This window comes from Paenibacillus sp. J45TS6, from assembly GCF_018403285.1.
Taxonomy (GTDB): Bacteria; Bacillota; Bacilli; order Paenibacillales; family Paenibacillaceae; genus Paenibacillus.
The window spans coordinates 1-23,259 of sequence record NZ_BOSJ01000023.1 but is presented as its reverse complement, the minus strand read 5'-3'; the positions used below and the strand labels follow the sequence as shown (position 1 = coordinate 23,259).

At 40.1% G+C, this 23,259-nt stretch carries 24 protein-coding genes; 9 read left to right on the top strand and 15 right to left on the bottom strand.

Annotation, left to right across the window (positions count from 1 at the left end):
• Positions 1-1,398: an MFS transporter gene (locus tag KJS58_RS22235; protein WP_213535639.1), complete on the bottom strand. Its 1,398-nt coding sequence runs from the start codon at positions 1,396-1,398 to the stop codon at positions 1-3.
• A 305-nt stretch (positions 1,399-1,703) separates the two neighbouring features.
• Between KJS58_RS22235 and KJS58_RS22230 the strand changes: the two genes are divergently transcribed.
• On the top strand, positions 1,704-2,129 hold the full coding sequence (locus KJS58_RS22230; protein WP_374705847.1) for a MarR family winged helix-turn-helix transcriptional regulator: 426 nt from the start codon (positions 1,704-1,706) through the stop codon (positions 2,127-2,129).
• 64 nt (positions 2,130-2,193) lie between these two features.
• Positions 2,194-2,514, top strand: coding sequence for a thioredoxin family protein (locus KJS58_RS22225; RefSeq protein WP_213535638.1), 321 nt, complete (start codon positions 2,194-2,196; stop codon positions 2,512-2,514).
• Positions 2,515-2,675: 161 nt separating this feature from the next.
• On the opposite strand, the gene KJS58_RS22220 is transcribed toward KJS58_RS22225, so the two are convergent.
• Complete coding sequence (locus KJS58_RS22220) at positions 2,676-2,996, bottom strand: winged helix-turn-helix transcriptional regulator (RefSeq protein ID WP_213535637.1); 321 nt, start codon at positions 2,994-2,996, stop codon at positions 2,676-2,678.
• Between the two features lie 679 nt (positions 2,997-3,675).
• On the opposite strand from KJS58_RS22220, the gene KJS58_RS22215 reads away from it, so the two are divergent.
• Entirely contained in the window at positions 3,676-4,938 is a 1,263-nt protein-coding gene (locus KJS58_RS22215) for an MFS transporter (protein WP_213535635.1), read from the top strand.
• Between the two features lie 69 nt (positions 4,939-5,007).
• Here the strand turns inward: KJS58_RS22215 and KJS58_RS22210 are convergent, their stop codons facing one another.
• From KJS58_RS22210 to KJS58_RS22170, 9 genes are all read right to left on the bottom strand, one after another.
• Complete coding sequence (locus KJS58_RS22210) at positions 5,008-6,231, bottom strand: amidohydrolase (RefSeq protein ID WP_213535668.1); 1,224 nt, start codon at positions 6,229-6,231, stop codon at positions 5,008-5,010.
• 179 nt (positions 6,232-6,410) lie between these two features.
• Entirely contained in the window at positions 6,411-7,409 is a 999-nt protein-coding gene (locus KJS58_RS22205) for an SPFH domain-containing protein (RefSeq protein WP_213535634.1), read from the bottom strand.
• Between the two features lie 19 nt (positions 7,410-7,428).
• A complete protein-coding gene (locus KJS58_RS22200; RefSeq protein WP_213535667.1) occupies positions 7,429-8,223 on the bottom strand; it encodes a TPM domain-containing protein in 795 nt (264 codons plus the stop codon).
• Entirely contained in the window at positions 8,223-9,254 is a 1,032-nt protein-coding gene (locus KJS58_RS22195; protein ID WP_213535633.1) for a TFIIB-type zinc ribbon-containing protein, read from the bottom strand. The genes KJS58_RS22200 and KJS58_RS22195 overlap by 1 nt, the downstream gene beginning before the upstream one ends.
• Positions 9,255-9,282: 28 nt before the next feature.
• Positions 9,283-9,972: a PspA/IM30 family protein gene (locus KJS58_RS22190; RefSeq protein ID WP_213535664.1), complete on the bottom strand. Its 690-nt coding sequence runs from the start codon at positions 9,970-9,972 to the stop codon at positions 9,283-9,285.
• A gap of 157 nt (positions 9,973-10,129) precedes the next feature.
• Positions 10,130-10,354 (bottom strand): DNA-binding protein, encoded by a 225-nt coding sequence (locus tag KJS58_RS22185; protein ID WP_160036795.1) that lies wholly within the window; start codon positions 10,352-10,354, stop codon positions 10,130-10,132.
• A 105-nt stretch (positions 10,355-10,459) separates the two neighbouring features.
• Positions 10,460-10,672: a cold-shock protein gene (locus KJS58_RS22180; protein ID WP_213535632.1), complete on the bottom strand. Its 213-nt coding sequence runs from the start codon at positions 10,670-10,672 to the stop codon at positions 10,460-10,462.
• An 81-nt stretch (positions 10,673-10,753) separates the two neighbouring features.
• Positions 10,754-10,954: a cold-shock protein gene (locus KJS58_RS22175; protein WP_213535627.1), complete on the bottom strand. Its 201-nt coding sequence runs from the start codon at positions 10,952-10,954 to the stop codon at positions 10,754-10,756.
• A gap of 308 nt (positions 10,955-11,262) precedes the next feature.
• Positions 11,263-14,049, bottom strand: a complete 2,787-nt coding sequence (locus KJS58_RS22170; protein ID WP_213535631.1) for a glycoside hydrolase family 3 protein — start codon at positions 14,047-14,049, stop codon at positions 11,263-11,265.
• Between the two features lie 607 nt (positions 14,050-14,656).
• Here KJS58_RS22170 and KJS58_RS22165 point away from each other — a divergent pair.
• The 4 genes from KJS58_RS22165 to KJS58_RS22150 all read left to right on the top strand — a co-directional run bounded on the left by KJS58_RS22165 (position 14,657) and on the right by KJS58_RS22150 (position 19,242).
• Positions 14,657-15,832: a M20 metallopeptidase family protein gene (locus tag KJS58_RS22165; protein ID WP_249717798.1), complete on the top strand. Its 1,176-nt coding sequence runs from the start codon at positions 14,657-14,659 to the stop codon at positions 15,830-15,832.
• A gap of 33 nt (positions 15,833-15,865) precedes the next feature.
• Positions 15,866-17,104 (top strand): MFS transporter, encoded by a 1,239-nt coding sequence (locus tag KJS58_RS22160; protein WP_213535630.1) that lies wholly within the window; start codon positions 15,866-15,868, stop codon positions 17,102-17,104.
• Positions 17,105-17,309: 205 nt separating this feature from the next.
• Positions 17,310-18,521, top strand: coding sequence for an MFS transporter (locus KJS58_RS22155; RefSeq protein WP_213535629.1), 1,212 nt, complete (start codon positions 17,310-17,312; stop codon positions 18,519-18,521).
• A gap of 121 nt (positions 18,522-18,642) precedes the next feature.
• Positions 18,643-19,242: a TetR/AcrR family transcriptional regulator gene (locus KJS58_RS22150; RefSeq protein WP_213535628.1), complete on the top strand. Its 600-nt coding sequence runs from the start codon at positions 18,643-18,645 to the stop codon at positions 19,240-19,242.
• A 184-nt stretch (positions 19,243-19,426) separates the two neighbouring features.
• Here KJS58_RS22150 and KJS58_RS22145 read toward each other — a convergent pair whose 3' ends face one another.
• The 3 genes from KJS58_RS22145 to KJS58_RS22135 form a co-directional block, all read right to left on the bottom strand.
• Complete coding sequence (locus KJS58_RS22145) at positions 19,427-19,627, bottom strand: cold-shock protein (RefSeq protein WP_213535627.1); 201 nt, start codon at positions 19,625-19,627, stop codon at positions 19,427-19,429.
• Positions 19,628-19,919: 292 nt separating this feature from the next.
• Entirely contained in the window at positions 19,920-20,594 is a 675-nt protein-coding gene (locus tag KJS58_RS22140; RefSeq protein ID WP_213535625.1) for a YdeI/OmpD-associated family protein, read from the bottom strand.
• Positions 20,595-20,833: 239 nt separating this feature from the next.
• A complete protein-coding gene (locus KJS58_RS22135) occupies positions 20,834-21,034 on the bottom strand; it encodes a cold-shock protein (RefSeq protein ID WP_213535621.1) in 201 nt (66 codons plus the stop codon).
• A gap of 416 nt (positions 21,035-21,450) precedes the next feature.
• Here KJS58_RS22135 and KJS58_RS22130 point away from each other — a divergent pair, with 416 nt between their 5' ends.
• The gene (locus KJS58_RS22130; protein WP_213535624.1) at positions 21,451-22,089 is read left to right on the top strand and encodes a nitroreductase family protein; all 639 of its coding nucleotides are present in this window, start codon (positions 21,451-21,453) and stop codon (positions 22,087-22,089) included.
• Between the two features lie 279 nt (positions 22,090-22,368).
• Here the strand turns inward: KJS58_RS22130 and KJS58_RS22125 are convergent, their stop codons facing one another.
• Complete coding sequence (locus KJS58_RS22125) at positions 22,369-22,569, bottom strand: cold-shock protein (protein WP_213535621.1); 201 nt, start codon at positions 22,567-22,569, stop codon at positions 22,369-22,371.
• A 313-nt stretch (positions 22,570-22,882) separates the two neighbouring features.
• Here KJS58_RS22125 and KJS58_RS22120 point away from each other — a divergent pair, with 313 nt between their 5' ends.
• The gene (locus KJS58_RS22120; protein WP_213535620.1) at positions 22,883-23,047 is read left to right on the top strand and encodes a hypothetical protein; all 165 of its coding nucleotides are present in this window, start codon (positions 22,883-22,885) and stop codon (positions 23,045-23,047) included.
• Positions 23,048-23,259 lie beyond the last annotated feature (212 nt).

Here is a 23,259-nt window from a genome sequence, read left to right as displayed (position 1 = left end):
TTATCCACGTTCGTTTTTTTCTTCTACTGTACTCACACTTGCCTGGAGACCTCTTGAGGAAAAATGGTAACGGTAAAACACAACTACCACAACGATTACAAGGGACATTAGAGCAAAAATGTTACTGTATACATAAGCATCATTGTTCGTAATGAAAGGATTAAACTGTAAGAAAGACGATCCCTTGTCCAGCAACTTCCCAACCACACTCATTGCCATCGCTCCAGAGATAAAATTAATCATCGAAAGCAGCCCCATACCGACTCCCGTGTCCTCTTTAGTCAGTGTTCGTGAAATCGTATTGGACATTGCAATCTGCATAAAAGTTTGACCTACATTTCCTAAGATTAGAATGATCGCAATGATGTATGCTGACACCCCAATAAAAGTAGATAATAGAGTAAATGCCATGAATAATAGGATCGAGGCCACAAAAACAAGGGTAGAATTACCACGATCATCGGCAAGTCTGCCTCCCTTGCGTCCCATGAAGGCTGAAGCAATTGCTGCGGGAACTAATACAAAACCTATACTTGCAGGTGTCAAATTATTCAATGCCGTTAAAAACTGAGGTGTCATGAAGACCATGCTAAAACTCATTGCCGTTGTCGTAAAAGCAAGGATTAGTCCTATTGAATAGGCCTTATTACGGAACAGACCAGGTTTTATAAAAGGTTCCGCTGCTTTTCGAATCCGTATAGTAAATAAAATAAGCAATACTAGACCTACAAGGAACAACGAGACTTGCATCTCTGTAATTGCAAGCAAGAATAGTGCAACTGACGCAGCTAGCAAACTCCCGCCAAGAATATCAATACTTCCTGCCTTCCCTTTCGCATTATCTAAATACTTTCGAAAGAAAGGAAGCATGAGTAGCGGAAGCAATGAAAGGATGAACATCAATCTCCAGCTGCCAAAGCTTGTAATTAAACCCGCAGCAACTGGCCCCAAAGCATTACCTAGCGCTAATCCAATTGCTGAAGTTCCAAGTGCCCTGCCCCTTTTTTCTGGAGCAAAATATCGAATTGGAATAATCATCGCCGTAGCTGGAAGCACAGAGGCTCCCGCAGCCTGGATCACTCGTCCTAAAACAATAAGCCAAAACTCATTAGCAACTAGCCCTATGATAGAACCCATTGCAAAAATAAGAAGACCATACGTCAACAAATCTTTTAACCGATATTTATCCGCTAATTTTCCCATTACAATGGATCCTACTGCATATACGACCATATAACTTGTCATTATCCAACTTACCTGGGATGGTACGAGATTGAATTCCTTTCCTATTTCAGGAAGTGCCACATTGAACATGGTACCGTTCATTACTGAGAATATTAATGTCACGACAAGAATCTTTAGCAACTTATCTGCATTTTGTGATGATGTATCTGTCATCTGGAAACCTCTTTTCTGACAAAAAAATAAAATACCACTTAAAGTGAGGAGGCTTATAATGAGGCACCTCTCTATTTGACCGTATAGAGCCCTTAGATCAAATGAAACTGCTTGTTTGGTTCCACGAAATGATTAGAAGGAGAACAGTAGCAGAATACCAATGAACACGGTATAATATAATGAGTATACTCAATAAGAGCATCCTCATAAAGTTGAGGATATAAAGAATCCACGAATATGTCAAGGAGGTAATTTGATTGCTGAACTCAGATCAACCAGAGGCCATAGATATCATTCACCTATTAATGAGATCAACCCATTACATTCAAAGGGAGTTCCAATCTCAGTTATCCACGATGAATGTGCCTTACCAGCTTACGGGACCGCGCTTACGTTTACTCTCCGTAGTAGCCGAAACCGGAAAAATTCGTATGAACGAGTTAGCCGTTAAGTTAGGAGTTAAAGCTCGTACTGTGACTGATTTTGTAGATGCACTTGAGCAGGATAAACTTCTTGTTCGTATTCCCGATCCAACGGACCGCCGGGCAACGCTGATCCAACTGACGGAACTCGCGCAGTCCAATATGGAGCAGGTCCTTGCTTTCCAGGCCAAAGTCGCTGACAATATACTGGAGAATCTATCGGTAGAGCAGCGCAAGCTATTTTTCGGCCTTCTTTTACAACTCATTAAAGACAAAGATCTTCCTGATTTAGATCGTACGGAGTGTTGAATAAACCTCGCCTCATTTTAAAGGGACAAACACTACATCATGTATACAGAGGGAGTATAGAGCGATGGAAAGAATGAGGAGTCTGGACGAAATAAATCAAGCAATTGAAAATAACAAGCTAGTGATAATGATTATAAAGACAACTCATTGCGGGGTGTGCGAGGCTGTTTCAGCTAAGGCAGCGAGTATGTTAGAATCGAGGGCATCCATTAAGGGTATCACTGTGTACATGGAGGACGTTCCAGAGATTGCATCCAAATATCTTGCCTTCTCTGCACCAACTTTACTACTCTTCTATGCTGGAAAAGAGGTTTACCGTGCTGCCCGGTTTATCCGTTTTGATGAACTCAGTCATGTTCTGTCGCAATACGAGAGTGTTATATGAATCCTGAGAAGACGACTAGATATTGAACTCATTGAGTATGGCATGCTGATAAAATAGAACAGTCCACAACCTCAAGCGGTTGTGGATTGTTAGGATAACGCAAGTCACATGTATTCTCCATTACAACGACCCGCTCACAAAAACCCCTCGGATCATACAGTTTACATCCATTTCTCAGCCCATTTCTCGAACACTCGAAGTGTAACACCGAGCTCGTTTCCCTTTCGGGTTAGTGAATATTCTGTTCTTACAGGGCGATCTGTTATCACGTTTCGAATCACAATGCCATAATCCTCTAGTTCTTTCATACGCTCATTCAACATTCGCTTACTCAAATCAGGAATAGCTCCTAAAATTTCACTAAATCTCTTTGGTTCTTTAGATAAGGTATGAATAATAATTCCGATCCACTTCTTACCTAGAAAATTATACCCCTCTTCGACTTTATTACATACCTCCTGTGTATCGATCTTCTCATTCACAACATACACCTCCGAATATTCTTAATTACTTTTATTCCCTTATGTTCAAATATATAACTAAGTAACATTAAATAACCTATTTATATTATTCTACCACAATATTTTCAACACTAAAATCTTGACAAATCTTGCGTTTTATTTAGGTTCACAATATTGACACAGATTTAACGAAGAGTTAATATGGTTATGTAAAGTAACTTGTATATAAAAAGTTACCTATAATTCTAATCCGGCAAGAGGTGTAGCTATAGAATAATATTGGTTTAATTCATTTAGAAAGAACATGGGATCTATGCAAATGGAAATCAAATTAAAGTTTAGTCCTTTCTTAAAATCGCTTACATTGCCTTTATAATGTAGGAAATTACATCAAATGAAACAATTAGAAGGGAAATAGGCGGTTATCACTGATGGAGTGAGCAATATTGACTCACAACTGAAAACTATTTTTGTAAAGATTACATTATAGTAGTAACTAGCATTTTAACCCACCGATGTTTATCTATGACGATCTTAAATAACATAAAAACTTTTCGTTATTGTGAAAAAAGTCGCTGAACGTTTCAAAAACTCGCATATTTTGATCACTATTTTTCGCACTTCTAGTAACCCATCTTTTCACAAAACTACACAAAAATTTATATTTATACATACCCTAAAAGGGAATTAAGGAGACATCATGAATAAGAATAAGAAAAAGATTCACTTTGCTTGGTGGATACTTGTAGGCGTATCAATCATGGTCGGATTAACAAGAGGCGGCCTCAATAGCTCCGGCGGACTGTTCCTAACACCCGTTACACAGGATTTAGGCATTCGTATGGGGGACTTATCCATATACTTTAGTATTGCTTCTATTGTTACTATGATTTTCCTACCCATCGCTGGTAAGATGATGGCTAAGTATAATATCCGCGGTTTACTCATGGTTGCAGCTGTACTACAAGCAGGTTCATTTGCTATGTTTGGGTTCATGAGCTCAGTATGGGGTTGGTACTTGTTCTCTATTCCTATGGCTGTCGGGGCCGTTTTCCTTACCCAGATGGCAGGCCCGGTATTAATCAACAATTGGTTTAAGAAGAATAAAGGTCTAATGATCGGTATTATGATGGCTGTATCCGGTGGTTTGGGCGCAGTGCTTCAACCCATCGTTGGGACCCTGATTGCTAATGAGGGCTGGAGAAATGCCTATATTATCATTGGTGCAGCAGTTATTATCATCGTCATTCCTGTCGTGTTTTTCACGCTTAGAATGTCTCCGAAAGAAAAAGGTCTGCAGCCTTATGGCGCAGATGAAGTTACTGAAGAAGATGAATCGAAAACACCTGTACTTGAAAAAGGAGTTTCATTTGGAGTAGCGAAGAGATCATCTGCACTCTATGCATTGATTGCGTTCTTCTTCTTTATTACAGCCATCGGATGTTTTGCGCAGCACGTTCCAACCTTTGCGGCTGGACTTGGATATGATGGCATATTTGCAAGTAACGCAATGGCTGGATGGATGGTCGGTGCATTACTTGGTGCTTTGGCTTTCGGATTCTTGACTGATAAAATAGGTGCGAAAAACACAGCAATTTTCGCGATGGTATTAGGTCTAGTGCCTGTAACCATTCTATTAACATCTGCGGATAACTCGGTGATGTTCTCTATTGCGATGGTGATCTTCGGATTTGTTGTGGCAGCGATCGGGACACTTGGACCGTTGCTGACATCAGCTCTATTCGGTAACAAAGAATACAGTCAGATTTATGCAATCGTAGCTCTAGGACTCGCAGTAGCAGGAATTGTTGCCTTGCCTGGATATGGATATATTTACGACGCAACCGGTTCTTACACTCCTGTGTTGATTGGCATTGCGTGTATGATGGTTATTAATATCGTACTGATCATCCTCGCGTTTAATGGAAAGAAAAAGCTTGAAAAAGCAGGTGCATTTAACTAATCCTTCATTCGCATCAAGTAAAAGAGGTTTCCTATTAGGAAACCTCTTTTTGTTATCCACTGACTGCAATTATAATAATGCACCGCTCACAAGACGCCCCTTGTACCATACGGCTGCTCGTTCCGACCTTCGGGCGACTGCTTCAGCCGCGCAACGGGCATGCACCAACACAAAACTTGCTGTATCTCCTGCTTTTGGCCACACTTGTTCGCCCTTGGAACTAAGCGGTGTTATTCCGCCTGTGATAAAACCAAGAGACTGAGATAAAGAGAACTCGTCATTACATCCATATAATTCTGCATAGCGCCCTACCTTTTCTAGCTGATCCCCATTACCAAAAGGAGACCAGTGATCTGTTAGGCTGTCCGTTGACAGTTTAACGTTCACTCCCATCTTATGTAACATAGGAAGAGGCATTGTCGATCTTCCGATCGGTACGGTCGATGTGATTGACATGCCGAGTGAAGCCATTCGGGCTGCTAACTCTTCAGCTTCCTGCGCTTCAGCGCTGGCAAACCAGAAGGCATGACTCACGGTAACCTTCCCTTGCAATCCTGCTTCTTCCGTCAGATCAGCAAGTCTCGTTAATGTTTGCTTACCCGCTTCATTTCTATCATGCAGATGAATATCGATTCCCGCTTTACCCGCTACAGCTATCTCTACCATTGTCTGCAGTGATTTTTCGATATCTCCATCAACCGTGTATGGATCTACCCCGCCTACATGAGTTGCGCCATCAGCTATTGACTGCTTTACCAACTGTACAGAATCAGATCTAAGCAATCCATGCTGCGGAAAAGCTACAATCTCAGAGGAGATTTTTCCCGAAAATGTATCTAAAGCTTGTTTTGTTGCTTCTAACCTATGTAGTCCACTCACCGGTTCAATATTACAATGACTTCGAACATATGTAGAACCATATCCCTGTATAAGTTCCAAAATACGCTCTGCTTGTTGTCTTGCCGTCGGCAGGAGCTTCGGTAATAAACGCTTCTCTTCTTCAATCCTTTCGAAGATACTGGTTACCTTTCGCACCGCTTGCCAAGGACCGCCATAATACGTTTTATCCAAATGAATATGCGCTTCCTCAAAGGAAGGAAGCATTAATAATTGTTTGCCATCGTATTTGGGAAGAGGACTCACGATCTCTGTACCTGCTTCCACAACTTCTGCAATTACACTGTCTTCGATTCGGACGTGACAAATCTCTGTCTTCGTACCCACTACTTGTCCATCTTCCATGATATAGCCCTGTTCTAACCTTACATTGGTTAACCAATAAGAAGCATTCATCATATCATCACCCTCTTTTCCTCACATATGGTATCATAGCTGCTAATAAACGAAAAATATAAATAAAGTTCCCTTGCTACACTTTATTCATATATGAAGAGGCATATCTATATGGAAACTATACAAAAAAAGACACCATTCAGGTGTCTTTTGGTAATTTCACATTAATACGTTATCTATTAACTCAATTTTTGACCACAGTTTGGACAAAAGTTAGCACCTTCCGTCTTCGTACCACAGTTCGGACAGAAATTCGGTTTTTTCTGCCCTTCTTCCGCAGAGAAAGATGCCGCAGGTTTAGCGTTTGAATTTTCAGAAGCAGCGGATTTCTCGTTAGATTCTAAATTTTTCATCATCTGATTGGCTGCATTCATTCCCATTTGTATGCCAATCATATCTGCAGCTGTACTGCCGCCTTTGAGGTTGCCAGACGCAATCCCATCGGTGATACTAACCTGCTGATACTTTTGCAGATTACCGATCATTTCATGAGAAGCCGTCTTGGTAATCATATCCTGAATCTCTTTAGGATAATTAAAACTCATCACCTGAAACCCGGTAATCGTCATCCCATTATTCATCACTTGCATATCCAAATCTTCCTGGATTCCTCTTGCAATTTCAGAGGCATTGGCCTGCAAGTTAAACATATCCTTACCTTCGCGGCTAATCCATTTCATTAGAAGCTGATCCAGCACAGAAATAATTCGAATCTTAACGTCCTCTACTAGATAACTAGTCTTCACCCCAGCGATTTTATCAATGAGTGTCACATAATCATTTACTTTGAAATTGAACGTACCGTTCGCACGAATCGGCATTCCGCCCGGTAACTGTGAGGTTGGAATTAGAATAGGATTCTGCGTCCCCCATCTGACAGTGAACTCTTTTGTATTGACGAAGAGCACTTCCACTCTCATTCCACTGTTAAAACCAAACTTAAACCCTTTCAGTGTAGACAGGAATGGAACAATGTCGGATTCAATGCTATACTCGCCTTCTTCTTCAAAGATCCCTTCAATTTTTCCGTTATGAATAAAGATCGCATCTTGCCCGGATCGGATAAGGAGCTTACTTCCTTTTTTAATTTCTCTATTGCTCCACTTCCAGAAAATCATATCATCTCTGAACTCTTCCCACTCGACTACGTTTGCAAATTGGTTTTTGAAAAAAGACATGTATTCTCATTCCTTCCGTTTAGAACGACCCTCTGCTTCCGCTATGCGAGTGGCCGCCCTTGCTGATTCCTCCGCCACCGCCGCCGCCAGGACCGCCATTATTATTATTCCGTTCAATCTTGCGTTTGGTCACTGTTGTTCTCAGATACCGATCTTGACGGTCCAGTATGCCTGATGTACTTGCATCTTCATATGTCTGCCGGTTCACGGTGATACGTCCGCCAGAGCGATAAGCCATTATCCCAACGACTAGAGCGCCGATCCCTAGAGAAACGGCCAGTTGAAACCAAATATTAAATAAAACTCCTGGGCGGTGTTCCATAAACTCATAGACGGTTAGTATATAATTCTCAAATGCAAGTTCATAATTACCATAGCTTAGATCAGGACTAATCTTGTTTCGTATTTGGTCTAGTCTGCTGTCATTAAGATAATCCAGCCCTTTATAAAATCCAGCGATATATACTTCTGTATTGTTCATATCCAGTGTCAAAATAACGGCATTCCCATGCGGCCGATCATATCCGGGAGCATGCTCATCATAGAAGTCTTCCGTCAAAATTTCAACATCTATACCTTCTTCATTTAATGTCGTATAGATGATAATATCCGTGTTTCGCTCGGCCCCATACTCATTGGCCATGGTATTTAGTCTGTCTGCTTGCGCCTGAGTTAATAGCCCCGCTTCATCGTAGATTAACTGTTTATCCGCAGCTATAGAACTTGATTCGGCTGCTCCCGCCAGGTCAAGAGGAACAATCACAAGAATAAAAGCAAAGAGCAGGAAAGTAGTCAGGATGGCTTTCTTCTTTATCACCAAAATCCTCCTCCCATCATCCAGGAAATCAGTTTCAGCGATAGAAATGAAATGCCAGAGACTCCTGCAAACCAAGCACTTACTTTCCCTTTGCTAATCGGAGGTTTGCCCACCACTTTACCTGTCTGTCCGTTCATCGCAAATGTATGCTCTGCTTTATTATAATCATATTGCACCATCCATACCGGAAGCAGAACATAATCGGCACGTGCTAAGGTGGTATCGATCTGCTTATCCGTGAAACTTACCGTGGCATAACCAGAAGCCGAAGACTGAATGTAAGAATCGATATACTGACGAATCTTTTCCTTTGCCCGCGGCAGCAGCTCTGATTCATCGTAGCTATATTTTTCGGCAATAAACCCGGCAAGATAAGGGGATTTAAAGCTTTTTAGCTGACCGTATGGGAAAGGTTCGAGCTTATCCATCAATTCATCATTCATTTTCTCTGCCGCGTCAATCGGTACATTCTCGTAATTGAGCCGGATCTTACGATAAACCTCATAATGCATCGTTTCCGTATAATGATAATCGCCTCTTGTGTAACTCCTCACTTTTGTACCCAGTCCACGGACTTCAATGTGATTATGTAACCCATATAACCAGAAAGGCACGTAGATTCCGGTAATTCCTTTTATTCGGTCCGCTGTCATAAAATCACTAGGCGTAAGCAGTCCATTCCGGCACCATTTTCGAAAAGCTTGTATCGCTTCTTCTTTGCTGATGGAAAATGGAATAATCTTTGCCGGGGCTAGTTCTCCAGTAAGCCGGTCGCCGAGCACAACAGAGGAACCACAGAAACTGCATACCGTAGCTGCTGTTTCTGCCTCTGTCATGAGGACCGCGCCGCAACTGGTGCAGTGGTATTCATTCACTTCATTTTCGGTAAACACATTTCTGGTTAAAGGATCCGGGATTTCCTCAATATTATCGTCACGGCCACAACTCGGGCAATGCAGCATCCCTGACTCACTGTCAAACACCATGCTGCTTCCGCAGTTCGGACATTTATATTCTATGACTGGCATATGTTCACCTCGCTACCCACCCAAGAATTTATGACTTCTTGTTGTTGAGTTTTTCTTTAATCGCGGCAAGCTCCTCTTCTGCATTCCTATCCGAACTCTTATTGTTCTCCCTCTCCAACTGAGCAATAAGATCATCGAGATCGTCTTTGGGTTGCTCTCTGAGTTCAGCAATAGCCATGGCTTCATCATATGCTTTATTAACCTTTTCTTCGATTACATCGAACACAGAACCGCTAACATCGGCATTTGAGCCCATCGCATTTATTTTCTGCTGGGCAGCCGTAGCAGCTATCTTTCCGTTTAATTCTGCACGTCGTTTCTCTAGAATGTTAAGATCAGAAATCAGTTTATCCTGGATCTGCTTCATATTTTTCTTGTTAGAGGAAGCACGTTCATACCTAGCTTCCAGTTCACCTAATTTCTCCTGCTCTGATACCTTACGGTCCAGAAACTGCAATGCTTGCTCCTCATTTCCGGACTCCACTGCTTTCTCAGCATATCGCTGCAGTTTATTTACTTCTGCTTTAGCATCATCCAGCGCTCTCTTCGCTCTTTTCTCTTCCGCTGCTACCGACGCTGTTTCTGATTTCACTTTGCCTATGTCAATGTTCAGTTGCTTCATATAGTGATTCATCATTTTCTCTGGATCTTCTGCTTTGGTAACCAAGTCATGCATATTCGCTTTCATAATGTCTCTAAATCTAGAAAGAATACTGATGGATATCTCCTCCTTTAAAAAGAATCTTTACTCTATAATACATAAAAAAGGATACGAAGGTTTCAATCTAACGAGTTCGCTTAAGACACCCTTCTTATTTTTTTACTGTCATCTTCATATTTACCCAATAAAAAAAACACCATATCGTTGGTGTTCATTACGTTTTAACTATTTTATCAATTTCTTCTTTTAGCAAAAGATATCGATGCACACTTCTATTAATCGGAACCTTGGTTAATTTATTTTTATCTACATACAATTTCATTTGATCTTTGGATAAGCCCAGTAGATTCCCCGCCTCTGATACCGTAAGTACCTCTTCGGTGTTCGTTGCATTGAATGTCTTCTTCACTTTTAAATTATAATCCTGAAATAAATGCATACATTTCATCCCTTTCTATCCGTCTGACACCGCATAAAAAAAAGAACACCGAAGCAATTGAATCGGTGCCTTTATATAGGAATAGAGAGTAAAACTCTCCTCCCCTTATTTTTTATTCTGGTTAGGACTCGTGTTCGTCACAGCTGCAAGCATTTTCTCATCTTTTATCATGCTAGACTGACACTGAGGGCATACGGGAACCTCGGAGAATACGAAGTTATCTCTCATCCATCCTTTGCATTCGTCGTTTGAACAAGACCATATTGCCGTTAATTCCATTGGTACATCTTCCATTGGTTTTCTTCGAGAATTGTACATTCGCATCCCTCTTTCTGTATCTGAATAGGTTATATAAATAAAAATGCCCCAAACGATACGTTTGAGGCATAAGACTCTTAATTAGAGTTTTACAACATTTTCAGCTTGTGGACCGCGTTGGCCTTGTGTGATGTTGAACTCAACACGTTGACCTTCGTCCAAAGATTTAAATCCTTCTCCAGTGATTGCGCTGAAGTGTACGAATACGTCGCTTCCGCCTTCAACCTCGATGAAGCCAAATCCTTTTTCTGCGTTAAACCATTTTACTGTTCCTGTTTCCATTGTTATTACCACCTAATTTTAAATTTACATGAAATTCTTACCTTAAAATAAAAATACACATAGGGTACAAGGTTATTATTAAAGAATAACCCTCTACGCTATGTGGATTCGTTAGGTCAATGCTTCAATAAACTTAGTATAGCATATCTCCGAACATTTAGCCACATATATTATAAATGTATAAAATGGAAATTAGGCAGCCCATCCCCTTTCTTCATCTATATAGAAAAAGTCTGTAGAGATCCTCTTTGTTCAAGAAGGAACATATCTACAGACTTTTTAGCCAAAAAATAAGTGTTTGTCGCTGATTATACCTGCTTAAATTCAATCCAGTCGATATGCATACCAGGCTTAATATGCTCAAACTTCATCTCGTAAAGTCCTGCTTCCAGCTCTACCTTAGCTTGTTTCAGCTTGATCCATTTACCTTCTGTACCATTGGTCTGAATGGTCGTTACCACTTGGTCATTCAGAATAAGATTGCACGCACTTTGTGACAACTCTCCATCTGGAGACATCAGGCCGGCAAACATACGATATACACCTGGCTCATTCACTTTCATAATTGTTGAGCCGGATGGAATTACTTTTATCTGCTCATCTTGCCCTACGATTTGCGCTTCATCTGCTTGCAGAGTAGCATCTGCCTTACACGTCTCGATTTTCTCCTGTATAACTTGATCTCTAGAAAATACAAGTGCTTGCATTAAAAATCCACAGATATTCATTGCATTACGCTGTAACTCACCACGGGTAAGGCTACCATCTTCAAGTGACTCTATCGTGTTGTCGCCCCAGACATTCGTTTCTGCTCCGTAATTACTAACGACCATATATAGATCATTTTGAGCGCGAGCCATGTAATTCGTATATTTACGATCAGCCGGTCCCCCGTTTATGACATCGTTCATCACAGCCCACCAGTCCGTCATTACGATCCCTTTGAAACCCCACTCACCGCGAAGAATCGTCGTATTCAGATCATAATTAGATGCTGCCCAATGTCCATTGACCGGATTATACGAAGTCATAATAGAATTCGCTCCGCCTTCTTTTACTGCAATTTCGAATCCTTTTAGATAGATTTCTCGCAAAGCACGCTCAGATACAACCGCATCCACTTTAGTACGGTATTTCTCCTGGTTGTTGCAGGCAAAGTGTTTCAGCGTCGCCTGCGAACCACCCTTGCGAATCCCGCGGGTACAAGCTGCTGCAAACAATCCAGAGACCAGCGGATCTTCTGAGAAATATTCAAAGTTACGTCCATTTAGCGGACTACGACGAATATTAAGACCTGGTCCGAGCAAAGTATCAATATTGTTACGCACCAGCTCTTGGCCTTCCAATACATATAATTCTTCTACTAGTTCCGTGTCCCATGTTGCGGCAAGCAATGTTCCAATCGCAACCTGAGTTGCCTGCTGACCACTGTCCATTCGGATCCCCGAAGGGCCGTCAGATGTACAGCCGACTGGAATACCATAGCTAAGAAGACTGTCGCTTACGCCGCCAAAAGCAGATGCTGTTCCCGGTGTAACCAGCGGGCTGCTCATGCCTTCACCTCTAATAATAGCCGCTAAATCTTGATCACTGAGTTGAGCGATAAAAGCTTCCATGCTAACTTTCTGCTCATGTACATCACTCAGCTTGTAACCTTGATCTCCTGTTTGATCCAATGTTTTCGGTAAATTTGCTTTAATTCGATCTGCTAAAGAAATTTGGCGGGTAGGAACTTCAGCTTCTGCCAATTCATAAACCCCGTCTTCTTTACGAACACCCGGCATCATTCTTTTGAATTTTTCTGTTGGCGCCATCGCTTCTTGCAGCTGTTCAACTACAATAAATTCCTCAATATGGTAGCCATTCTGTCCATCCACCGATACTTTTTCTACCTGTTTTACACTTGTACCAACATAAAATAAATAACTTCCTTCTTCTAATACATAAGCAGATGGGAATCCCGTTACCCCGCTGTCATCATACGAAGCCATTGAATTCACAGGAAATTGCAGGGTCAAACGCTCGGTTTCACCCGGTTGAACGATTTTTGTTTTTGCAAAAGCGGCAAGCGCTTTGGCCGGCTGCCCGAGCTTTCCTTGAGGCGCTTCATAGTAGACTTGTACCGTCTCTTTGCCTGCATAAGCATCACCGGTATTTGTGACAGTTACCTCAATCTCAATATACTTCGATCCATCTTTTGTGATCTGCTTAGCTTCTTCAGCCTTTACCTGGAAAGTGGTATAAGACAGGCCATAACCAAATTCAAATTGAACCTTATCTGGACAGAAAGTCTCAAAGTATCGGTAACCTACATAAATATCTTCTTCATAGAGATTCTTAAACTCATTGCCGTAATTCTGTGTGGATGGGTAATCTTCAATAGAGTAAGCAATCGTATCCGTTAACTTCCCGCTAGGCGTCACATCACCGACCAGCACGTCGGCAATTGCATTTCCGCCTTCCATTCCGCCCTGCCAAGCGTAAATTACACTTGATACCGGATGCACAAAAGTCTTCTCACTCAGCCAGCTCATATCAATAATATTGGATACGTTCAGTACCACAATCGTCTGTTCGAAATGGGTTGTAACGATCTTTAACATTGCTTTTTCATCATCCGTCAGCTGATAGCTTCCTTGCTCATCAGCATTATCTTGATCTTCCCCTGCGGTACGACCAATAACAATAATCGCTTTCGCTGATTTCTGTCTTGCAGCAGCTACGAGGTCATCCGTTAAAGGCATTTCTTGTTGATGCCAAGGCTCTGCAGCCCAGCCGCCTCCACCATTATCGAATGGATTCTCTTCAATCCATTTCTCGTATACGGATGCCAGTTCTTCATTAACGCTAATTTGTGCCTTCGCCCGGAGTCCATCCAGCAGATTTGTCGTGTATACCACGTTTACGCTTCCGCCCGATCCTGTACCGCTGCGATAGTAATTTACCTGGGTGCGACCAAAAACTGAAACGTTTTCGGAAACCTGTATAGGAAGAACCTTTCCTTCGTTTTTTAAGAGAACTGCTCCTTCTGTTGCGACTTTTCTACTGAATTCTGCAAACCCTTCTAATGGAACGCCAATAAGATCTGAACTCAAATGATTCCCTCCTGGTCTACCTATTCTAGTAATAGGTATATGTAATGTTGTTGATTCGGCTTAAATTTAAAATCTATCATTCTCGGTATATGTGCTAGCACAACCCTCTGAATGCGCTTACTTATTTTTATAGTAACAGATTTCCCGAAAATTAAAAACTTCTATTTTTTACAGTTTGTTCTATGGATCTCTTTGGAATCGTGACACCGAATTACAGAAATTTCGATGACCATCAGTGATAAAGTTTACAATAACAAAAAAATTAATATTTTAATGCTCATTTTTGCGACTTAACTTATATGAAAAAATAGATCTTGCAGTGAATATAACAACGGTTTGTCGTCCTTATCAGACCCTCAAATCTACAAATGCTCTACAAAACCTACCCGAAATGACGTTCACAAATTAAACACTAGGAAACTATAGAAAGTTTTTTAGTTTCGTGGTATTCTAGATTCATAAACAAGAACAGTCCTTTGTTGCTGGTACCCAAGAAAGAACGTTCCTATCTATATTTCTCTTAGAATCAGCTTTTCTATTTCATATTTAATTTAATCTGTGAATTGTTTCACAATATTATTTTTATAACGAGAAGGGAGTTTTTACTATGATGGACTGGTTTGATCAAATACCTGTAGAGAAGATTTCAGAATGGAGACAGCATCTACATAAACATCCTGAACTCTCATTTAAGGAATTTAAAACTTCACAATATATTTACGATACATTATCTACTTTTCCTAATCTTGAGTTAACACGCCCTACTCCAACCAGTGTAGTCGCTACCTTAGTCGGTGCTGCTGGCGAGGGAAAAACAATTGCACTTCGAGCAGATATGGATGCTTTGCCAATTCAAGAGGAATCTACTGTAGATTTCAAATCCGTGAATGACGGTGTAATGCACGCTTGCGGACATGACACTCATGTTGCGATGTTGCTTGGAGCAGCAAGTGTACTATCGGGTATGAAAGACAAACTAGCTGGAACCGTTAAATTTATTTTTCAACATGCGGAAGAACAAGTGCCTGGCGGTGCTCAAGAACTCGTGGATGCAGGTGTACTTAAGGACGTAGATCAAATCTTCGGTATTCATATTATCCCAAGATTAAAAACAGGCTCTCTTGGCATTGTTAAAACAGGTTATACAACCACTGCAGCTGATGGATTCTTCCTCAAAATTCAAGGAAAAGGATCTCACGCTTCTACACCAGAATTGTCGATTGACCCTATTGTAGTCGGCAGTCATATGGTTATGGCGCTCCAAAGTATTGTATCTCGTAATGTTCCGGCAAGCGAAATGGCGATCTTAAGCATTGGTGAATTCCACAGCGGCCAAGCTCCTAATATTATTGCGGATACGGCTACATTAAGCTGTTCCATTCGTACGACAAATGAAGAAATCCGCAATCTGATGGAAAAACGCGTTAGAGAAATCATTGATTATGTTGCTGCTGCTTACGGCGCTACGGTTGAACTCGATTATGTCCGTGGTTATTCGGCTGTATACAGCACACCTGAACTTGCTGAATTTGCTTATGAGTCGGCTACAAAAGTGCTTGGTGAAGATTTAGTCTATGAATCTCCTATGCTAATGGCAAGTGAAGATTTCTCTGCTTATACCAAAGTCGTTCCAGGCTGCTTCATGTTATTAGGCGCCGGCCTAGAAGAGGAAGGATGCGGTTATATGAACCACCATCCTAAATTCAGAGTAATGGAAGAAGCATTGGTTAACGGTACAAAAGTAGAAGTTCAATTAATCTTGGATTTATTGGGACAAGAATAGATTATTCATATCAAACTCGGGAAGGTGCAACTCATGGCTAAAAACAACAAAATGTTCTATGGCTGGTGGATCGTAATCACAGCCTTTATGTCAATGACATTCCTTTTCACACCCATTGTTAACTTGATTTCGTTTTTTACAGACCCTGTATCACAGGAGCTCGGTATTGAAAGATCTCAGTTTAGTCTATACTTTACCATCGTTACATTAGTTGGTTTAGTAGTAGCCCCAATCGCAGGTAAAATACTTAAAAAAGTAAATATTCGAGTTTATATGACGGTATGTACTCTTCTAGGTGCACTATCATTTGTCGGATTTTCTTTTGCAAGTAATATCTATGTTTTCTATGCACTATCTGTTCTTCAAGGTATTTCACTCATTGCAGGATCAATTGTTCCCTCTTCGGTGCTCATTACAAACTGGTTTAATGAGAAACGCGGATTGGCACTCGGTATTGCCTTATCAGGTAGCGGCTTAGGCGGTATTATCCTGAGTCCCATCGTAAGTTCCTTGATTAGTTCCGTGGGTTGGAGAACAACCTACCTGATCATAGGTATTATGATTGCCGTTACTATCGTTCCGCTGACTGCATTTGTTGTCAGATTCCACCCATCCGATATGGGTTTGACACCACTTGGTCAAGCGCCTACTAAAGATAAAAATCAAGTGTTATCCGGTATGAACCAAAAAGATGTATTAAGAACACCATCATTTTGGATCTTGTGCGCGGCTATTATCGTAACAGGTATCGTTGCGAATACCATGATTATCAACCTTGCTCCATTCTTGACAGATATCGGTGCTACTTCGTCAAGAGCTGCATTCCTATTATCCTTGGGATCGGCAATGGTTATTGTCGGCAAGCTGCTCGTTGGCAGAATGTTTGATAAAATGGGACTCACTCTCATGATCATCTTCTTAGGAATTTGTAACGTACTCAGCTTTGTATTCTTAAGACATGCAGATGGACAAATCGCAGGTATCCTTTATGCAACATTCACAGGATTTGGTGCAACTGCACTTACGATCGCTCCATCCTACATTACGGCTTACCTGTTTGGTGAAAAAGATTTCAGTTCCATCTTCGGTACAGTTTCAATGTTCTCTTCCTTAGGAACTGCACTCAGTGCCGTATTTGGTGGAGTTGTATATGGTATCAATAATTCTTATGGTCTCGTTTTAACTGTGCTCATTGTACTTTCTTGTGTAAGTGCCGCTTTGTACTTCCTTGCAGCTAAAACAAAACCTAAATATGAATCTGCGTCTTTGTAACAACCAGATTAAGTTGTCGGAAATAACGCTTAATCAAGACTATATCTCGCAAAACTAACCTACTTCCTCCCTTTTCAGATAATTGATAAATATAAAAGCTAACTACAACGATTTCACCAATATTCATTGGTTGTAGTTAGCTTTTTTAATAGGGCTGATCTTATTAAAATGATCGATAAAGTTTACAGCATATGAGGTGCACACCGTGATACTGACAAAAGAACAATGGAAAATTGCGATAACTGTTTTAATTATGGGCAGTTTTATCTCTATGGATAAGAATATGATTTCGATGACTGTTTTGGCCTTGGGTGATCAATTCCACTGGTTACCGAATCAAACGGGGATGATTCTAAGTGTCTACTATATCGGTTTTACATTAATTACGATTCCAGGAGGATGGCTGGTCGACCGATTCGGTTATCGTAAATTTATTTTATCCTCATTGTTTGTCCTCATTCTCTTTACGATCTTCTTTAGTTTCTCCAGCTCATTACTTGCACTGGCTATGATGCGGATGGGCGTTGGACTGGGGCATGCAAGTTACACAACAGGTTCACCTAAGATCATAAGTACAAATTTTGACGGGGAGCAACATGCTTCCATTCAGTCAAAAGTACTTGCTACAGCTGGAGTCGGCGGTGTATTTGCTTTTACCATTGGAACTCAATTAATTAATATTAATTGGCGAGTTGCTTACTGGTTAATCACTGTTTTTTATATTGCCTTATGGTTGATGATGTTTATATTTGTGAAAGAGAAAGAGCAATCCCCAAAAAGAACAAAATCCAAGAAGTCTGTATCTCTTTTTGATGCATGGAAAGAAAAAAATGTGCTCTTTATTGCGCTCGGCATGTTATTTACGAACTTAGTAGCTACAGGCGTCATCTCCTGGCTGCCGTCCGTTTTAAAAGCTAATTTTCATATGATGGACAATACAAAAATCGGATATCTACTAACGAGTAATTCGATACTTATGGCAGTTGCCACGATGGCGGCTGGCATTTTGATCAACAAATATTTTAAACAGAAGGAGAAAACATTCATCACTCTCTCTTCTCTGGCTGCTGCAGCTTGCCTAATCGGTTTTATCTATTCGACTCATTTTGTCATTACCGTTCTATTGCTGTATGCTATATCCGTCTTACTTATGTTTGCCTTCACGGCTTACATGGTGTTGCCATATCGCTTAGTATCCAATCAGATTATCGGTTCCTCTTTTTCTGTCATTAATATTGGTGCCTTTATGGGAGGCATCATTGCGCCTATCATCATTGGCAATCTTGTCACTGAATCAGGAGGTTCCTTTGTTACTGCGTATATTGCAATGAGCATTTGCTTGGTCGCTGCAAGTATCGTGCCGTTTTGCATAAACTTGAAACAAACTGTTAATTCTTTAGCAGAGTCATATAAATAAGCAGATTCTAAAATTTGTTCGTTTTTTTACCATTTTTACCGGAGACTTAAATCTGTATAATAAGGTATCTCGGTATTTATATTTTCCATGAATATATAAACTTCACAGAGGAGGTGCTGATATGAATATAGAACAACGAATTATTGAAGAAGGAAAAAAGTTGATCGACGAGTATGGATTCCGCAAATTCACGATGCATGAACTGGCAGATAATTTGCGAATCAGCAAGAAAACGATCTATCTCCATTTTAAAGACAAAGATCATCTAATCAGCTCGATCTGTGATTCGTTTATCGCTAATGACCGAGAGGAACTGAACCGAATCATTCATGAGAAACATGATTATGTCGAAAAACTGCGCGCTGTTTTTTATCTATACAACATTCAAACGCTTCGCAAAAGACATCTGAATGAATTGAAAAAGTATTTTCCGGAAGATTGGGAGAAGTTTAGAGCATTTAGTGAGAATCGAAGAGAATGTGTTCGAGACATCTATCGAGAGGGAGTAGAAAAAGGGGTCTTCATTCCTCAATGTCCTACTATTCCGAATACACCTACACCCGTGGGTAAAGATCAAACCGTAGAACTATTAATCTTTATTCTGTCCTCGGTTATAAATCATGCCTTTGAATCGGAAATGACAGATTATGATTTTGATGTGAATACGATGCTAATTTATTCTTACGAAATGCTAATTCAGTTGTTCCTCGTTAAGAAATAACAGACGATAACATACATGGAATTTATGACGCTTCAAAGAAAGTGTATTGTTCCTTTGAGAACGTATAAACAACAATAGAGCCAAGCCATTATATAATATGGCTTGGCTCTATTGTTATTCGAATAAAAGAGTAGAAATAAAAAAAGCCCCAAACCTAACGTTTGGGGCTTTTGAAAACTGAATACTACAGTTTTACAACATTCTCAGCTTGTGGACCACGTTGGCCTTGTGTGATGTTGAATTCAACACGTTGACCTTCGTCCAAAGATTTGAAACCTTCGCCAGTGATTGCGCTGAAGTGTACGAATACGTCGCTTCCGCCTTCAACCTCGATAAAGCCAAATCCTTTTTCTGCGTTAAACCATTTTACTGTTCCTGTTTCCATTGTTATTACCACCTAATTTTTAAATTTACATGAAATTCTTACCTTAAATAAAAATACACATAGGGGACAAGGTTATTATTTAAAGAATAACCCTCTACGCTATGCGGATTTCTCTAGGTCAATTACTTCAATAAACTAATTATAGCACATTTCAGAGTAATTAGCTACTTAAACGTTCAGGTATAATGTGGAAGTAATTTAGGTGGGAGCTATTTCTCATTGGTTCTTCGCCTGAATAAGCGGTGCCACTCATTTAGATGAGTGTACCTTCGCTTTATTTTTAAACGACTTTCTATGATTGATCCCGGCGATATAGTTCACGACTTTTATAACCCTTGCGAAGGATCATCTTCATCTCCTCACGACGTTTCTCTCTCGTTTCCTCTTGTTTTGCACTGTAGACATAACGTGCCCAGTCTTTGCGATACCCAGGGGTTAATGATTGGTAGAAGGCAAGTAAATCCGGTGTATCATAGAGATCCTTTTCGACACTTGGTATGAATGAAATATAATCATCTACATACCCGCTTGGTTTAGAAGAAGCTTTCTGCTTGTTTTTCGCGTCTTCTTTTAGTCCAACTACTGTAAAGATGGAGTCCAATCCCACCATTCGCGCAAATTTAATATTACTTGTCCCGACATAACCATTCTCATCACTGCCAAGCCCTTCTAACAATTCGTCACGGTGAATAAATGTGGGATAGACTTTGTTTCCCTTTTTAGGATACGCTGCAAAGAGATATCCACCTGTCTGAAGATGCTGATTTGTAATCACACGATCTACCAAGGCTTTTAATGAATCCATATTCAGTACAAAAGCAAATATGAGATCATATGCATGATGATCTCTAAGCTCTGTATCATAACCTGTTAATTCAGCTAAGTAATTCGAGCCTTCTGGGGCATCCAAAACAGCGACTTCATTGTATTTATGTAAATTTAATTTTTCTACGATGGATTTAGCCATTATTCGATAGCTCCTCCGTTTATCATTATGCCTTTATTTGAACACAGACCACTTTTGTTAACAAATATCCTTCTCAAAAGTTTTCACATATGTTTTAACGACTATTCATGTACTAACAAAAATCGATTGGATTAGACCAAAGTTTCGCTGATCCACCTCATCTATCTAGACTGAACTAAACTTAAATCGCAAATAAAAAAAGCTCCAAACCTTAGGTTTGGAGCTTTTTAAAGCTAAAATTATAGTTTTACAACATTTTCAGCTTGTGCGCCACGTTGGCCTTGAACGATGTTGAATTCAACACGTTGTCCTTCGTCCAAAGATTTGAAGCCTTCGCCAGTGATTGCGCTGAAATGTACGAATACATCGTCTCCGCCTTCAACTTCGATAAAGCCAAATCCTTTTTCTGCGTTAAACCATTTTACTGTTCCTGTTTCCATTGTTATTACCACCTAATTTTTAAATTTACATGAAATTCTTACCTTAATAAAAATACACATAGGGGACAAGGTTATTATTTTTAAAGAATAACCCTCTACGCTATGTGAATTCGCTAGGTCAATACTTCAATAAATTTATTATAGCACAGCTCCATCTAAAAAGCTACTCTTTAATATAATTATTTGAATTTTGTCGCTAAAAAAGTGTGACATTTCAAGAAGTTGATCTAGCGCTTATCCCCCTTTTGAAGAAAACCCTTTATCTTCAGGGCCCTTTTTAGTGATGTCATTTTATGTATTTGCAAAAATAGGTTGAGAGTACTATATTGTTGATACATCAAATATTGACGGGTCAAATATTGATGTGTCAACAAATCGAATAAACATATTAGACATAATGAAAGAAGGAATATACGATGCATAACGTTCAGAAAACAAACGATTTTAATGAAATTACATTGGGACGCCGTTCCATTAAAACATATGACCCTACTGTGAAAATCAGTCGTGAGGAAATGTCAGAAATAATAGCGAAGGCCACACGTGCTCCCTCATCCGTCAATTTGCAATCTTGGCGTTTTGTAGTCATCGATAGCGAAGAAGGAAAAGAAACACTTAGCCATCTTGCCAGATTCATCAAAGATAAAGTCATGAGCTCATCAGCAGTAATCGCTGTTTTTGCCGATATGGATAACTTTGATTATGCGGAAGAAATTTATGAAAAAGCGGTTGAGCTGGGATATATGCCTAGCGAAGTGAAAGAGCAACAGATGAACGCCATTGGACAATTTTATAAAGTCATGCCGGAAACAACACTAAGAGAAACCAACATACTAGATGCTGGTCTGGTATCCATGCAGCTTATGCTTGTTGCACGTGCATACGGTTATGACACCAATGCGATTGGTGGTTATGAGAAGGAACAAATCGCTGAAGTGTACGGCCTTGAAAAAGATCGTTATGTACCGATTATGCTCATTACGATTGGCAAAGCAGCCAGCGAAGGATTTGAATCCTACCGCCTGCCTGTGGAGACGGTAACCACTTGGAGATAAGATAACCTAGATCTATCCGTTGGTGACAGTGATAGCCGATAACAATAAACCCAGACTTCACTGGCTCATCCATTTGAATCTTCGTAAACAAAGTAGTGAGCTGGTAAAAAACTGTTCTTTATATAAAACCTCGTTCCCTGTTTCATTAGGAAGCGGGGTTTTTGTGAAGAAATCTAAATTACATAGATCCCACCCACAATCTTCCACTGGAGAGTCGTATATGTAATGTAAAATAAAAAAAGCCCCAAACCTAAGGTTTGGAGCTTTCTAAAGCTAAAATTATAGTTTTACAACATTTTCAGCTTGTGCGCCACGTTGGCCTTGAACGATGTTGAATTCAACACGTTGACCTTCGTCCAAAGATTTGAAGCCTTCGCCAGTGATTGCGCTGAAATGTACGAATACATCGTCTCCGCCTTCAACTTCGATAAAGCCAAATCCTTTTTCTGCGTTAAACCATTTTACTGTTCCTGTTTCCATTGTTATTACCACCTAATTTTTAAATTTACATGAAATTCTTACCTTAAATAAAAATACACATAGGGGACAAGGTTATTATTTAGAAGAATAACCCTCTACGCTATGCGGATTTTTTCAGGTCAACAATTCAATAAACTTAGTATAGCACAATTCCATCTAAAAAGCTACTCTTAATAAAAAAATATGATATTCCAACATCTAAAAATTATATTACATGCTAATAAAGCGTTAAACCCAGATATTGAATAGTTATACCTTACCCAGCACATAATACATTTCACATACTATTGCAATAATTAAGGAGGACCACTCATTGAGCCCAAACCAACCTGACAAAAATCTGGTCAACGAAGTAAATGATTTGGAATCAACACCTGTAAACAGCCTGGATGCTCAGCAACAACAGCAGGCCCGTAATGATCGCCGAAAACAATCGAAACATGATGACAACGGTAAGTATAAGGAAAGTTATCACTAATCCAGAACACATGTACGTATACAAATCAGGACCACCCGTAAAACGGGTGGTTTGTACTTGGGGTATAACCCCTTGTTGCCAAACCGCGCCTAAAGACGCTAGCCTGACAGTAAATCTGTTCAGGCTCATTGTTATTTGTCACTTTCACTTACCAGTTAAACTGGTTTATTTCTTTTTGCTCCTGTTGCTGATGAATGGATCTTCATACTCTT